This window comes from Sphingomonas sp. SP6 (genome assembly GCF_058313435.1).
The window spans coordinates 293,041-306,861 of sequence record NZ_JBZFLG010000004.1; the positions used below are offsets into that span (position 1 = coordinate 293,041).

At 66.6% G+C, this 13,821-nt stretch carries 20 protein-coding genes; 19 read left to right on the forward strand and 1 reads right to left on the reverse strand.

Annotation, left to right across the window (positions count from 1 at the left end):
- Window positions 1–39: 39 nt before the first annotated feature.
- Complete coding sequence (locus tag AC4GYY_RS14845; RefSeq protein WP_491121647.1) at window positions 40–1,005, forward strand: alpha/beta fold hydrolase; 966 nt, start codon at window positions 40–42, stop codon at window positions 1,003–1,005.
- Here AC4GYY_RS14845 and AC4GYY_RS14850 read toward each other — a convergent pair.
- A complete protein-coding gene (locus tag AC4GYY_RS14850) occupies window positions 986–2,152 on the reverse strand; it encodes a hypothetical protein (protein ID WP_491121648.1) in 1,167 nt (388 codons plus the stop codon). The genes AC4GYY_RS14845 and AC4GYY_RS14850 overlap by 20 nt on opposite strands.
- Window positions 2,153–2,379: 227 nt before the next feature.
- Between AC4GYY_RS14850 and rpsL the strand changes: the two genes are divergently transcribed.
- The 18 genes from rpsL (at window position 2,380) to rplE (ending at window position 13,807) form a co-directional block, all read left to right on the forward strand.
- On the forward strand, window positions 2,380–2,751 hold the full coding sequence (gene rpsL, locus AC4GYY_RS14855) for a 30S ribosomal protein S12 (protein WP_184059238.1): 372 nt from the start codon (window positions 2,380–2,382) through the stop codon (window positions 2,749–2,751).
- Window positions 2,752–2,795: 44 nt separating this feature from the next.
- On the forward strand, window positions 2,796–3,266 hold the full coding sequence (gene rpsG, locus AC4GYY_RS14860) for a 30S ribosomal protein S7 (RefSeq protein WP_491121649.1): 471 nt from the start codon (window positions 2,796–2,798) through the stop codon (window positions 3,264–3,266).
- Between the two features lie 95 nt (window positions 3,267–3,361).
- Window positions 3,362–5,437 (forward strand): elongation factor G, encoded by a 2,076-nt coding sequence (fusA, locus tag AC4GYY_RS14865; RefSeq protein ID WP_491121650.1) that lies wholly within the window; start codon window positions 3,362–3,364, stop codon window positions 5,435–5,437.
- A 148-nt stretch (window positions 5,438–5,585) separates the two neighbouring features.
- Complete coding sequence (gene tuf / locus AC4GYY_RS14870) at window positions 5,586–6,779, forward strand: elongation factor Tu (protein WP_491121651.1); 1,194 nt, start codon at window positions 5,586–5,588, stop codon at window positions 6,777–6,779.
- 264 nt (window positions 6,780–7,043) lie between these two features.
- Entirely contained in the window at window positions 7,044–7,352 is a 309-nt protein-coding gene (gene rpsJ / locus AC4GYY_RS14875; RefSeq protein ID WP_055983317.1) for a 30S ribosomal protein S10, read from the forward strand.
- Between the two features lie 229 nt (window positions 7,353–7,581).
- Window positions 7,582–8,334: a 50S ribosomal protein L3 gene (gene rplC / locus AC4GYY_RS14880; protein ID WP_491121652.1), complete on the forward strand. Its 753-nt coding sequence runs from the start codon at window positions 7,582–7,584 to the stop codon at window positions 8,332–8,334.
- Between the two features lie 2 nt (window positions 8,335–8,336).
- Complete coding sequence (gene rplD, locus AC4GYY_RS14885; protein WP_491121654.1) at window positions 8,337–8,954, forward strand: 50S ribosomal protein L4; 618 nt, start codon at window positions 8,337–8,339, stop codon at window positions 8,952–8,954.
- The gene (locus AC4GYY_RS14890) at window positions 8,947–9,261 is read left to right on the forward strand and encodes a 50S ribosomal protein L23 (RefSeq protein WP_491121655.1); all 315 of its coding nucleotides are present in this window, start codon (window positions 8,947–8,949) and stop codon (window positions 9,259–9,261) included. The genes rplD and AC4GYY_RS14890 overlap by 8 nt, the downstream gene beginning before the upstream one ends.
- 1 nt (window position 9,262) lies before the next feature.
- Window positions 9,263–10,117 (forward strand): 50S ribosomal protein L2, encoded by an 855-nt coding sequence (rplB, locus tag AC4GYY_RS14895; RefSeq protein WP_491121657.1) that lies wholly within the window; start codon window positions 9,263–9,265, stop codon window positions 10,115–10,117.
- Window positions 10,118–10,393 carry a 30S ribosomal protein S19 gene (gene rpsS, locus AC4GYY_RS14900; RefSeq protein ID WP_168132911.1) on the forward strand — a complete coding sequence of 92 codons (276 nt, stop codon included), beginning with the start codon at window positions 10,118–10,120 and terminating at the stop codon, window positions 10,391–10,393.
- A complete protein-coding gene (gene rplV / locus AC4GYY_RS14905; protein ID WP_491121659.1) occupies window positions 10,393–10,770 on the forward strand; it encodes a 50S ribosomal protein L22 in 378 nt (125 codons plus the stop codon). Before rpsS ends, rplV begins: the two co-directional genes overlap by 1 nt.
- Window position 10,771: 1 nt before the next feature.
- Window positions 10,772–11,479: a 30S ribosomal protein S3 gene (rpsC, locus tag AC4GYY_RS14910; RefSeq protein WP_491121661.1), complete on the forward strand. Its 708-nt coding sequence runs from the start codon at window positions 10,772–10,774 to the stop codon at window positions 11,477–11,479.
- 25 nt (window positions 11,480–11,504) lie between these two features.
- Window positions 11,505–11,939, forward strand: coding sequence for a 50S ribosomal protein L16 (gene rplP, locus AC4GYY_RS14915; protein WP_491121662.1), 435 nt, complete (start codon window positions 11,505–11,507; stop codon window positions 11,937–11,939).
- Window positions 11,939–12,145, forward strand: coding sequence for a 50S ribosomal protein L29 (rpmC, locus tag AC4GYY_RS14920; protein ID WP_491121663.1), 207 nt, complete (start codon window positions 11,939–11,941; stop codon window positions 12,143–12,145). Before rplP ends, rpmC begins: the two co-directional genes overlap by 1 nt.
- Window positions 12,146–12,158: 13 nt before the next feature.
- Complete coding sequence (gene rpsQ, locus AC4GYY_RS14925) at window positions 12,159–12,452, forward strand: 30S ribosomal protein S17 (RefSeq protein WP_491121665.1); 294 nt, start codon at window positions 12,159–12,161, stop codon at window positions 12,450–12,452.
- Window positions 12,453–12,511: 59 nt separating this feature from the next.
- Entirely contained in the window at window positions 12,512–12,880 is a 369-nt protein-coding gene (rplN, locus tag AC4GYY_RS14930) for a 50S ribosomal protein L14 (protein WP_491121666.1), read from the forward strand.
- A 41-nt stretch (window positions 12,881–12,921) separates the two neighbouring features.
- Window positions 12,922–13,230, forward strand: coding sequence for a 50S ribosomal protein L24 (rplX, locus tag AC4GYY_RS14935; RefSeq protein ID WP_491122020.1), 309 nt, complete (start codon window positions 12,922–12,924; stop codon window positions 13,228–13,230).
- A complete protein-coding gene (rplE, locus tag AC4GYY_RS14940; protein ID WP_491121667.1) occupies window positions 13,223–13,807 on the forward strand; it encodes a 50S ribosomal protein L5 in 585 nt (194 codons plus the stop codon). The genes rplX and rplE overlap by 8 nt, the downstream gene beginning before the upstream one ends.
- Window positions 13,808–13,821 lie beyond the last annotated feature (14 nt).

The following is a 13,821-nucleotide window of genomic DNA, read 5'->3' on the forward strand; positions in this document are numbered from 1 at the left end:
TGCAGGACGGTTCTACGGGCGACGGCGCTGACGCTCTTCTTGACGGCAGCGACCAACGACGATGCTCCGGATTTCGGCGCGCGGCTGGAGCGGTTCACCTACGCATGGCCGGTCGAGACGCTGAAGGCGACGGTCGCGGGCCAATCCGCCGAAATGGCCTTCATGGACGTCGCCCCGATCAAGCCCAACGGCCGCACCGTCGTCCTGCTGCACGGGAAGAACTTCTGCGGCGCAACCTGGGAGAGTAGCGCGCGGGCGCTGCTCGCCGTCGGTTACCGGGTCGTCATCCCCGACCAGCTCGGCTTCTGCAAATCGTCGAAGCCTGCCGCGGCGCAGTACAGTTTCGGCATGATGGCCAACCTGACGCATCGCCTGCTGCAATCGCGCGGGGTGACGCGGGCGAGCCTGGTCGGCCATTCGTTCGGCGGGATGCTCGCGATGCGCTATGCGATCATGTACCCGGCCGAGGTCGACCGGCTGGTGCTGGTCAACCCGCTCGGACTGGTCGATCGTTCGGAGGAGGGGCTGCCCTATACCGATGTCGAGACGCTGTGGGCGGGCGAGAAGAAGACCAGCTACGCCTCGATCAAGGCCTATCAGCAGGCGAACTACTATCACGGCACGTGGAAGTCGGCTTACGATCGCTGGGTATGGATGCTCGCCGGCATGTACCGTGGCGCGGGGCGCGACGCGGTGGCGCTGGCCCAGGCCCGGACCAGCGAGATGATCCAAACCCAGCCGGTCGCGCACGAGCTTTACCGAATCACCCCGCCGACCACGCTGATCGTCGGGACACTCGACAAGACCGCCTTCGGGCGGCAGCAGGCGCCCGCGTCGCTCCAGAAGTTCCTGTTGGCGATCCCGGTGATCGCGCCGGCTGCGGCGCGCCAGATGCGGAACGCAACGCTTGTCCGGCTCGAAGGGCTGGGCCACGCGCCGCAGGTCGAAGATCCGGCGCGGTTCGAGGCGGCGCTGCTTGCCGCGCTCAGGCCGGGCGCGCGCTGAGCGGAAAGGTGTCGTTGGCCGGGCTGGCGACAAGCGGTTTCGCCAGTCGCCAGGTCGCCACCAGCATCGCGACCGCCCCGACGATCGGCAACGCGGGCAGGCCGGCGCCGTAGCCGAGGATCGCGAGGAGCGTCGCGAGCTGAACCAGCCCGGCGGTGAGCCAGGCGGCCGGCCGGTTGGTCGCCGCCGCCCAGACGAACACCAGCACCTCGGCGGCGTAGAAGTAGCGCTCGTGCATCCGTGGGAGCAGCCCGACGACGACGAGCGGAGCGAGCGCCGCGGCGGCGAGGGTCGCGCGGTCGGTCAGCGGCCGCGTCCCGAACTGCGCGACATAGGCGGCGGAGGCGCCGAGCGCGGCGGCGTTGGCGAGACCTGTGAGCGGGAGCGAGAGGGGCAGCGCCTGGACGATCACCCACACGTTCGGCGCGTTCATCGACAGCGTGTCGTAGAAGCCGGCCTGCCGGACGTAGATCGTCGCCAGGTCCGAAAGCGGCCAGCCCAGCAGGAGCGACGGCGCGAACACCGCCAGCGTCGCCGCCGGGGCGAGCAGCCATTCCCTTACCGGTGCGCGTCGCCTGATCGCCATCGCCAGGAAGAAGGGCGCGCAGAATATCGCCTGCGCCTTCACGGCGGCCGCGACGCCGCACCACAGGAACATCCGGCCGGTCCGGCGCTCGATCACCGCGGCGACGGCCATGACGAGCGGCGCGGTGGACATCGCATCGCACTGGCCCATCAAGGCGGTGTTGAGCGCGACGCCGGGAAGCAGCAGCGTCGCCGCGGCCACCAGCTCGGCGCGCGCGATCTTCAGCGTCCGGGCGAGGTGGAGCACTGCGCCCGCGAGCAGCAGCGTTCCCGCGAGCGACACGATCTTGACGATGTGTTCCGACGGCAGCAGCCCGACGAGCGGCGTCGCGAGCGTCAGCATGTAGTAATATGGCGGGGTATAGTCGCCGAACGGGGCGCCCAGCGCGGCGAGTGGCCCGACACGGGCGATATGCTCCAGCCAGGGTGCGTAGCAGAGCCAGACGTCGCGTCCCATCAACGGCCAGAAGGCGGCGTAGACGATCGCCGCGGCGGCGAGCACGGGCAGCACCCCGAACCCGCGATGCTCTGCCGCAGCGGACCGGAAGGAGGCGGAGGTCATCGCCCGGCGCGTAGGCGGGCGTGGTTAAGGGCGGGTTTCCGCACCGCCCGTTGACCTGCGGCGACGGCAGGGTTATAGGCGCGCCCGTTCGTCCGGGGTCCGCTCCGGCCGGGCATGCTTGAACATTGCTGGATGCAATGGGACCGGAGGCAAGCGTCCGCCGGTCCTTTTCGTATTCCAAGTGCTGTCAGGGCTCCAGCAAAGTAACCGGAAAGGTGAAGGCTTCAATGCCGACGATCAACCAGCTGGTCCGCAAGGGCCGCGAACCGCAGAAGGCCAAGTCGAAGGTCCCTGCGATGGAGCAGAACCCGCAGAAGCGCGGCGTCTGCACCCGCGTCTATACGACGACTCCGAAGAAGCCGAACTCGGCGCTGCGCAAGGTGGCCAAGGTCCGCCTGACCAACAGCCGCGAGGTCATCAGCTACATTCCGGGCGAGGGGCACAACCTTCAGGAGCACTCGGTGGTGCTGATCCGCGGCGGCCGCGTGCGCGACCTTCCCGGCGTCCGCTACCACGTGCTGCGCGGCGTGCTCGACACCCAGGGCGTCAAGAACCGCAAGCAGTCGCGCTCCAAGTACGGCGCCAAGCGGCCCAAGTGAGCCCGGCCCGCCCGTTCAGCTGATCCGATCGAAAGGTATTCCACATGGCGCGTCGTCGTCGTCCCGAGAAGCGGGAAATCCTCCCGGACCCCGTCTATGGTGATGAGGTCCTGTCCAAGTTCATGAACTCCGTCATGTACGACGGAAAGAAGTCCGTCGCCGAAGGCATCGTCTATTCGGCGATGCAGACGGTCGAGACCCGCGCCAAGCGCGAGCCGATCGGCGTGTTCCACGACGCGCTCAACAACATCAAGCCGGGCATCGAGGTCCGCAGCCGTCGCGTCGGTGGCGCGACCTACCAGGTGCCGGTCGAGGTGCGGCCCGAGCGCGCGCAGGCGCTGGCGATCCGCTGGCTGATCTCGGCGGCGCGCGGCCGGTCCGAGAACACCATGGACGCGCGCCTGTCGGGCGAGCTGATGGACGCGGCGAACAATCGCGGCAACGCGGTGAAGAAGCGTGAGGACACGCACCGCATGGCCGAAGCCAACCGCGCCTTCAGCCACTACCGCTGGTAGACCGGGCGCTTCGTCTTGGAAGCGTCACCCGCCTGACCTATATCGTGGGGAGCCGGCCGCCCGCCTGCTCCCCACATCGCTAAGGAAGCCCGATCATGGCCCGCAGCCATCCGCTCAGCATGTACCGCAACATCGGCATCATGGCGCATATCGACGCCGGCAAGACGACGACGACCGAGCGGATCCTCTACTACACCGGCAAGTCCTACAAGATCGGCGAGGTCCATGAGGGCACCGCGACGATGGACTGGATGGAGCAGGAGCAGGAGCGCGGGATCACGATCACGTCGGCCGCGACGACCTGCTTCTGGAACGACCACCGCATCAACATCATCGACACCCCCGGCCACGTCGACTTCACGATCGAGGTCGAGCGGTCGCTGCGCGTCCTCGACGGCGCGGTCGCGTGCTTCGACGGCGTCGCGGGCGTCGAGCCGCAGTCGGAGACGGTGTGGCGTCAGGCCGACAAGTACGGCGTGCCGCGGATGTGCTTCGTCAACAAGCTGGACCGTACCGGCGCCGACTTCTACTTCTGCGTCAACTCGATCATCGAGCGCCTGGGCGCGCGACCGGCCGTGCTGTATCTGCCGATCGGGATCGAGGGCGGCTTCAAGGGGCTGGTCGACCTGGTCGAGAACCGGGCGATCATCTGGCTCGAGGAGAGCCTGGGCGCGAAGTTCGAGTTCCAGGATATCCCCGACGACCTGAAGGAGAAGGCCGCCAAGTATCGCAGCGACCTGATCGAGATGGCCGTCGAGCAGGACGACGCCTTGATGGAGGCGTATCTCGAGGGCAATGAGCCGAGCGTCGCCGATCTTAAGGCGCTGATCCGCAAGGGGACGCTCGCGATGGCGTTCGTGCCGGTGCTGTGCGGCTCGGCGTTCAAGAACAAGGGCGTCCAGCCGCTGCTCGACGCGGTCGTCGACTACCTCCCGAGCCCGCTGGACGTGCCGGCGATCAAGGGCGTGAAGCTTGACGGCGAGACGCCGGACGAGCGGCCCTCGTCGGACGACGCCCCGTTCTCGGCGCTGGCGTTCAAGATCATGAACGATCCCTATGTCGGGACGCTCACCTTCGCGCGCATCTATTCGGGCAAGCTCGAGACGGCGTCGCAGGTCACCAACTCGGTCAAGGACAAGAAGGAGAAGGTCGGCCGCATGCTGCTGATGCATGCGAACGACCGCGAGGACATCCAGGTCGCTTATGCGGGCGACATCGTCGCGCTGGCCGGTCTGAAGGACACGACCACCGGCGACACGCTGTGCGCGATCAACGCGCCGATCATCCTGGAGCGGATGGAGTTTCCCGAGCCCGTCATCGAGCTCTCGGTCGAGCCCAAGACCAAGGCCGACCAGGAGAAGATGGGCGTCGCGCTCAACCGTCTGTCGCGCGAGGACCCGTCGTTCCGCGTCTCCTCGGACGCGGAGAGCGGCCAGACCATCATCAAGGGGATGGGCGAGCTCCACCTCGAGATCCTGGTCGACCGCATGAAGCGCGAGTTCAAGGTCGAGGCCAACGTCGGCGCGCCGCAGGTCGCGTATCGCGAGTATCTCAAGAAGCCCGTCGACATCGACTATACGCACAAGAAGCAGTCGGGCGGCACCGGCCAGTTCGGCCGCGTCAAGGTGAAGCTGACGCCGGGCGAGCGCGGGTCCGGGATCGTCTTCAAGGACGAGATCAAGGGCGGCAACATCCCGAAGGAGTATATCCCGGCGATCGAGAAGGGCTTCCGCGAGACCGCCGCGACCGGCTCGCTGGTCGGCTTCCCGATCATCGACTTCGAGATCAACCTGTACGACGGCGCGTACCACGACGTCGATTCGTCGGCGCTGGCGTTCGAGATCTGTGCCCGCGGCGCGATGCGCGAGGCGGCGCAGAAGTCGGGGATCACGCTGCTCGAGCCGGTGATGAAGGTCGAGGTGGTGACGCCGGAGGATTATCTGGGTGACGTCATCGGCGACATGAACAGCCGGCGTGGCCAGATCCAGGGGACCGACACGCGCGGTAACGCGCAGACGGTCGAGGCGATGGTGCCGCTGGCCAATATGTTCGGCTACGTCAACGCGCTGCGTTCGTTCACCCAGGGGCGCGCGAGCTACTCGATGCAGTTCTCGCACTATGACGAAGTGCCGCAGAACGTCGCCGACGAGGTGAAGGCCAAGCTGGCCTGATGCGGGCGGGGCCAGGCCGAGCCCGGTCCCGATCCGGCGAAACGTCGCCCACCAATGGGGCTGGCGCGATGAAATGACTCCCGCTACAGGGCCGCCTTCACGGCGAGTCCCAGGCGCGGCTCAGTGGAAATCCAGAAGGTAGGAAAACATGGCGAAGGCAAAATTCGATCGGAGCAAGCCGCACCTCAACATCGGCACCATCGGTCACGTCGATCACGGCAAGACGTCGCTGACGGCGGCGATCACGAAGGTGCTGGCGGAAACGACCGGCGGCACCGCGGTTGATTTCGCCAACATCGACAAGGCCCCCGAAGAGCGCGAGCGCGGCATCACGATTTCGACCGCGCACGTCGAGTATGAGACGAACGCGCGCCACTATGCGCACGTCGACTGCCCGGGGCACGCCGATTACGTGAAGAACATGATCACCGGCGCGGCGCAGATGGACGGCGCGATCCTGGTGGTCGCGGCGACCGACGGCCCGATGCCGCAGACCAAGGAGCACATCCTGCTCGCGCGTCAGGTCGGCGTGCCGACGATGGTCGTGTTCCTCAACAAGGTCGACCTGGTCGACGACGAGGAGATCCTCGAGCTGGTCGAGATGGAGATCCGCGAGGAGCTTTCGAAGCGCGACTTCGACGGCGACAATATCCCGATCATCCGCGGCTCGGCGACGGCCGCGCTCTCGGGTTCGGACGACAAGCTCGGCAAGGAAGCCGTGCTGGCGCTGATGGCGGCGGTCGACGAGTCGATCCCGCAGCCGGAGCGTCCGCTCGACAAGCCGTTCATGATGCCGATCGAGGACGTGTTCTCGATCTCGGGCCGCGGCACCGTCGTCACCGGCCGCGTCGAGACCGGCATCGTCAAGGTCGGCGAGGAGGTCGAGATCGTCGGCATCAAGACCGACACGCGCAAGACCGTCGTCACCGGCGTCGAGATGTTCCGCAAGCTGCTCGACCAGGGCCAGGCCGGCGACAACATCGGCGCGCTGATCCGCGGCGTCGGCCGTGAAGAGGTCGAGCGTGGCCAGGTGCTCGCCAAGCCGGGTTCGATCAAGCCGCACACCGACTTCAAGTCGGAGGTCTACGTGCTGTCGAAGGACGAGGGTGGCCGTCACACGCCGTTCTTCGCCAACTATCGCCCGCAGTTCTACTTCCGGACGACCGACGTGACCGGCACCGTCGAGCTGCCCGAGGGTACCGAGATGGTGATGCCCGGCGACAACGTCGCGCTCGGCATCAAGCTGATCGCGCCGATCGCGATGGACATCGGCCAGCGCTTCACGATCCGCGAGGGCGGCCGGACCGTCGGCGCGGGCGTCGTCGCCGAGATCTCGAAGTAAGCATCGGTCCGGGCCGATCCGGCCGGGACCGAAAAATCAGTCGCCCGTCGCACCGCAAGGTGCGGCGGGCGGTTGCCTTTTAATGAGGGCGCCGTTACAGCGCGCCCCTTCGCATTCACGAGTCACGGCTCTTTCTCCGTCTTCCCGGCTTCCTCCATCGGCAGCCTGGATCTCATCCCGCCGGCGGCGCCAGCGGTACGAGCTCACCGGCACACCCGCCGGTGGGAAGACGGCCGGGGTCGCGCGCAACGCACGGTAGGAACCATGGACACCAATATCCGCATCCGCCTCAAGGCGTTCGATCACCGCGTCCTCGACCAGGCGACCGGCGACATCGCCGACACCGCGCGTCGCACCGGCGCGCTGATCCGCGGGCCGATCCCGCTGCCGACGCGCATCGAGAAGTTCACGGTCAATCGCGGTCCGCACATCGACAAGAAGAGCCGAGAACAGTTCGAGGTCCGCACCTACAAGCGGATGCTCGACATCGTCCAGCCGACCCCGCAGACCGTCGACGCGCTGATGAAGCTCGACCTTGCGGCCGGAGTTGACGTCGAGATCAAGCTGGCGTAATGCGCCGCTTCCCGCGGTAGACCTCGAGTCCTGCGGCGTTAGCGCACGCTGACATGAGATACCGCCGGAGCTTGCTCCGGGACAGCGTCTCCCGTCTGCTTCCTTCGGGAAGCGACCAGCCCGGGACGGGGGCACGCTTCGCATTTCCGGGCTGACCGATCGTCGCATCCGCGGCGGTCACACGCACCTTCGGGATGGTCCCGATCGTGCCTCTGTCAGGAGCAAGGTCATGCGCACCGGCGTGATCGCGAAGAAGATGGGGATGACCCGCCTGTTCCAGGACGACGGCCGCCATGTGCCGGTCACCGTCCTGCAACTCGAGGCGCTTCAGGTCATCTCTCGCCGCGAGAAGGACAAGGACGGCTACACCGCCGTCGCGCTCGGCGCCGGCAGCGCCAAGGCGAAGAATGTCGCGAAGCCGCAGCGTGGCGCGTTCGGCAAGGCCGAGGTCGAGCCCAAGGCGATCGTGCACGAGTTCCGCGTGACCGAGGATAATCTCCTCGATGTCGGTGCGGAGATCTCGGCCGAGCATTTCGTTGCCGGTCAGCTGGTCGATATCCAGGGCCGGACGCAGGGCAAGGGGTTCGCCGGCGGCATGAAGCGCTGGAATTTCGGCGGTCTGCGGGCGACCCACGGCGTCTCGGTCTCGCACCGCTCGCTCGGTTCGACCGGTCAGCGCCAGGATCCCGGCAAGGTCTTCAAGAACAAGAAGATGGCCGGCCACATGGGCGACAAGAACCGCACCCAGCAGAACCTGGAGGTGGTCGGCACCGACGCCGAGCGCGGGCTGATCTTCGTCAAGGGCTCGGTGCCCGGATCGAAGGGCGGCTGGCTGTTCGTCAAGGACGCGGTCAAAGAACCGCGCCATGCCGAGGCTCCGTTCCCCGCCGGCCTGAAGCAGGCCGCCAATAGCAACACCGCTGCGGATACGCCTGCCGAGACTTCGGAAGCGCCGGAAGCAACCGAAGGCCAGGAGGGCTGAACGTGAAGGTCAAGGTTTCCTCCTTCGACGCCGGGGCGAACGCCGCGGAGGTCGAGCTCAACGACGAGGTCTTCGGCCTCGATCCGCGCGCCGACATCCTGCACCGCGTCGTCACGTGGCAGCTCGAGAAGCGCCGCGCCACCGCGCGCGGCACCCGCGAGCGCTCCGACGTCGCCCGCACCGGCAAGCGCCTGGGCAACCAGAAGGGCGGCGGTGTCGCCCGTCACGGCGACCGCGCCGCGCCCATCTTCATCGGCGGCGGCAAGGCGCACGGCGCCCGCGTCCGCGACTTCAACCCGTCGCTCAACAAGAAGGTTCGCGCGCTCGGGCTGAAGATGGCGCTCAGCAGCCATGCCAAGGCGGGTTCGCTGATCGTCCTCGACGGCTTCGAGGTCGCCAAGACCAAGGAACTGAAGGGCCATTTCGAGACGCTGAACGTCGGCAAGCGGACGCTGGTCATCGACGGCGAGGCCTCGGACGCATTCCGCGCGGGCCGCAACCTGCCCGGCGTGGACCTGCTGCCCGCGGTCGGCGCGAACGTGTACGACATCATCAAGGCCGACACGCTGGTGCTCACCCGCGCGGCCGTCGAGAAGCTGGAGGCCCGCTTCCATGGCTAAGCAGAAAGAGGTGATCGACGCGCGTCATTACGACGTGATCGTCGCGCCGCACATCACCGAGAAGTCGACGCTTCTGAGCGATCACAACGCTGTCGTGTTCAAGGTCGCGCGGACCGCGTCCAAGCCCGAGATCAAGGCGGCGGTCGAGGCGATCTTCGGCGTCAGCGTCACCGGCGTGAACACGATCGTTCAGAAGGGCAAGACCAAGAAGTGGAAGGGCGCGCCGTATCAGCGCTCCGACATGAAGAAGGCGATCGTCACGCTCGCCGACGGTCAGTCGATCGACGTCACCGAGGGAGCCCGCTGAGATGGCGCTCAAGAATTACAATCCGACGAGCCCCGGCGTCCGTGGCCTGATCCTGGTCGACAAGTCGGCGCTCCACAAGGGCAAGCCGGTCAAGTCGCTGACCGAGGGCAAGCGCAAGTCCGGCGGCCGGAACAACAAGGGCCATGTCACCAGCCGCGGCATCGCGGGCGGTCACAAGCAGCGGTACCGCATCATCGACTTCAAGCGTCGGCTGTGGGACGTCGAGGGCAGCGTCGAGCGGCTCGAGTACGATCCGAACCGCACCGCCTTCATCGCGCTCGTCAACTATGGCGCGGGCGAGGACGGCAAGGATCGTCAGGCCTATATCCTGGCGCCGCAGCGTCTCGCCGTCGGCGACAAGGTGATCGCTGGTCGCAAGACCGACGTGAAGCCGGGCAATGCCATGGAGCTCGGCCAGATGCCCGTCGGCACCATTGTCCACAACGTGGAGATGAAGCCGATGAAGGGCGGTCAGATCGCGCGCTCGGCTGGCACCTACGTCCAGGTTGTCGGCCGGGATCGCGGCATGGTGATCGTGCGGCTGGGCTCGGGCGAGCAGCGTTACATCCATGCCGAGTGCATGGCGACGGTGGGCGCGGTCTCGAACCCCGACAACCAGAACCAGAACCTCGGCAAGGCCGGGCGGTCGCGCTGGATGGGCAAGCGCCCGCTGACCCGCGGCGTCGCCAAGAACCCGGTCGACCATCCGCATGGCGGCGGCGAAGGCCGGACCTCGGGCGGCCGTCACCCGGTCACGCCGTGGGGCAAGCCGACCAAGGGCGCGCGCACCCGCCACAACAAGGCGACCGACAAGATGATCATTCGGTCGCGTCACTCGACCAAGAGGAAGGGCTAAATGGCTCGTTCAGTCTGGAAGGGCCCGTTCGTGGAGCTGTCGCTCCTGAAGAAGGCCGAAGCCGCACAGGACGCGGGTGGCCGCGCGCCGATCAAGACCTGGTCGCGCCGGTCGACGATCCTGCCGCAGTTTGTGGGCCTGACGTTCACCGTCTATAACGGCCGCAAGTTCGTGCCGGTGTCGGTCAACGAGGACATGGTGGGCATGAAGCTCGGCGAGTTCGCGCCCACTCGCTATTTCCCCGGCCACGCCGCCGACAAGAAGGGCAAGCGGTAATGTCGAAGCCGAAATCCCCCCGTCGCGTCGGCGACAAGGAAGCCTTGTCGGTCGGTACGCAGATCCGAGGTTCGGCGCAGAAGCTGGGCCTAGTCGCCGCGCTGATCCGCGGTCAGAAGGCCGGCGACGCGCTCAACATCCTGCAATTCTCCACCAAGGGAATGGCGGTCGATGCGCGCAAGGTGCTCGCCTCGGCGATCGCCAATGCGGAGAACAACCACAATCTCGACGTCGACGCGCTGGTCGTGTCGGAGGCGAGCGTGGGCAAGTCGATCACCATGAAGCGGTTCGCCACGCGCGGCCGCGGCAAGTCCACGCGCATCCTCAAGCCGTTCTCACGGCTGCGGATCGTCGTTCGCGAAGTCGAGGAGGCCTGACATGGGTCACAAGAGCAACCCGATCGGTCTGCGGCTTCAGATCAACCGCACCTGGGACAGCCGCTGGTACGCCGACGGCGCGGAGTACGGCAAGCTGCTGCTCGAGGATCTGCGGATCCGCCAGTACATCATGAAGACGCTGCCGCAGGCGGCGATCTCCAAGGTGGTGATCGAGCGTCCGGCCAAGCTGTGCCGCATCTCGGTGTTCGCCGCGCGCCCCGGCGTGATCATCGGCAAGAAGGGCACCGACATCGAGCGTCTGCGTAAGACGCTGGGCGGGATGACCTCGTCGGAGGTGTCGCTCAACATCGTCGAGATCCGCAAGCCTGAGGTCGACGCCAAGCTCGTCGCGCAGGGGATCGCCGATCAGCTCGAGCGCCGGATCGCCTTCCGTCGCGCCATGAAGCGCGCGGTCCAGTCGGCGATGCGGCTCGGCGCAGACGGCATCCGCGTCTATTGCGGTGGCCGCCTGGGCGGCGCCGAGATCGCGCGGTCGGAGAGCTACCGCGAGGGTCGGGTGCCGTTGCACACGCTGCGCGCCAACATGGATTATGCCGATGCCGAGGCGCACACCGCCTACGGCGTCTGCGGGGTCAAGGTCTGGATCTTCAAGGGCGAGATCCTGGGTCACGATCCGATGGCCTATGATCGGCTGATGATGGAGGCCCAGACCTCCGGCGTGCGCCCGGCGCGCGACGATCGTCGATAACCGGCGCCGCTAAGGAAACACAGACATGCTGCAACCAAAGCGCACCAAGTTCCGCAAGGCGTTCAAGGGTCGCATCCACGGCGATGCGAAGGGCGGGACTTCGCTCAACTTCGGCGCCTATGGCCTCAAGGCCATGGAGCCGGAGCGGATCACCGCGCGCCAGATCGAGGCGGCCCGCCGCGCGATCACCCGCCACATCCGCCGGCAGGGCCGGTTGTGGATCCGCGTGTTCCCCGACGTGCCGGTCTCCGGCAAGCCGGCCGAGGTCCGCATGGGCTCGGGCAAGGGATCGCCGGAATTCTGGGCGGCGCGGGTCAAGCCGGGCCGTATTCTGTTCGAGCTCGACGGTGTCGACGGCAAGATCGCCGCGGAGGCGTTCGAGCGGGCGGCGATGAAGCTCCCCATCAAGACCAAGGTCGTGGCCCGCCTCGGCGACACGTCGCACCTCGGAGGCGAGTAATGGCGAAGAAGATCGATTATTCCGGGCAGAGCGACGACCAGCTGGTCGAAGCGGTGAGCAACCTGAAGCGCGAGCAGTTCAACCTGCGCTTCCAGGCGGCGACCAACCAGCTCGAGAAGCCGAGCCGCGTTCGCGAGGTCCGCAAGGACATCGCTCGGATCAAGACCATGCAGACGCAGCGCTCCGCCGCCGCGTCGGCCAAGTAAGAGGAACGGGTCCATGCCGAAGCGCGTGCTGACTGGGGTGATCGTCTCCGACAAGGGCGAGAAGACGGTGGTCGTCAACGTCGAGCGCAAGGTCAAGCACCCGCTCTACGGCAAGATCATCCGCCGTTCGAAGAAGTATCACGCCCATGACGAGGCGAACGAGTTCAAGGCCGGCGAGACCGTGCGGATCGAGGAGATCGCGCCGATGTCGAAGCTGAAGACCTGGAAGGTGCTGGATCGGGTGAACACCCATCTCACGCCCGAGCGGGTCGAGCTGTCGGGCGAAGAGGCGGCTGCTGCAGCCTGACGTTTAACCAAGGCGGGCGCCGGTCAGCAATCGGCCCCAGTTGAGAAGGAATCGGATCGATGATCCAGATGCAGTCCAATCTCGAGGTCGCCGACAACAGCGGCGCGAAGCGGGTGCAGTGCATCAAGGTGCTCGGCGGGTCGAAGCGTCGGGTCGCCGGCGTTGGCGACATCATCGTCGTCAGCATCAAGGAAGCGCAGCCGCGCGGCCGCGTGAAGAAGGGCGACGTTCACCGCGCCGTCATCGTCCGCACCGCGAAGGACATCCATCGTCCGGACGGCTCGACCATCCGCTTCGATTCCAACGCGGCGGTGCTGGTCAACAAGAACGAGGAGCCGATCGGCACCCGCATCTTCGGCCCCGTCGTCCGCGAACTGCGCGCGCGTGGTCACATGAAGGTGATCAGCCTCGCGCCGGAGGTGCTGTGATGAGCATTGCGAAGAAGGTCTCGGTCGCGGGCAGCGGCAAGATGAAGATCAAGCGGGGCGATCAGGTGATTGTCCTCAGCGGCAAGGACAAGGGCAAGACGGGCACCGTCACGCAGGCGATGCCGAAGGATGCCAAGGTGATCGTCGGCGGCGTCAATGTCGCGACGCGCCATCGCAAGCCCGATCAGTCGAACCCGCAGGGCGGGCTCGACCGGTTCGAGGCGCCGCTCCACGTGTCCAAGGTCGCGCACGTCACCGCCGACGGCAAGCCGACGCGCGTCCGGTACGAGATCCAGGACGGCAAGAAGGTCCGCGTGGCCGTGAAGACGGGAGCCAAGATCGATGGCTGATGCCTACAAGCCCCGGATGCGGGCCATCTACGACGATCGCATCGTGCAGGCGATGCAGGAGAAGTTCGGCTATTCGAACGCGCTGGAGATCCCGCGCATCGAGAAGATCGTGCTCAACATGGGCGTCGGCGAGGCGACCCAGGACAAGAAGCGGGTCGAGCAGGCCGCCTCCGAGATGGAGCTGATCGCCGGGCAGAAGCCGGTCGTCACCAAGGCGAAGAAGTCGATCGCGCAGTTCAAGCTGCGCGAGGGCATGCCGATCGGCGTCAAGGTCACCTTGCGCCGCGAGCGGATGTACGAGTTCCTCGATCGCTTCATCACGATCGCGCTCCCCCGCGTCCGCGATTTCCGCGGCCTGAACCCGAAGAGCTTCGACGGGCGCGGCAATTATGCGTGCGGCATCCGCGAGCAGATCATCTTCCCCGAGATCAACTATGACCGCATCGACAAGGTGCGCGGCATGGACGTGATCGTCACCACCACGGCGAAGACCGACGACGAGGCGCGCGAGCTGCTCCGTCTGTTCGGCTTCCCGTTCCCGATCGAAGAGTCGGGCGAAGAGAAGAAGGCGGCGTGACCGTCCTCCTGGTT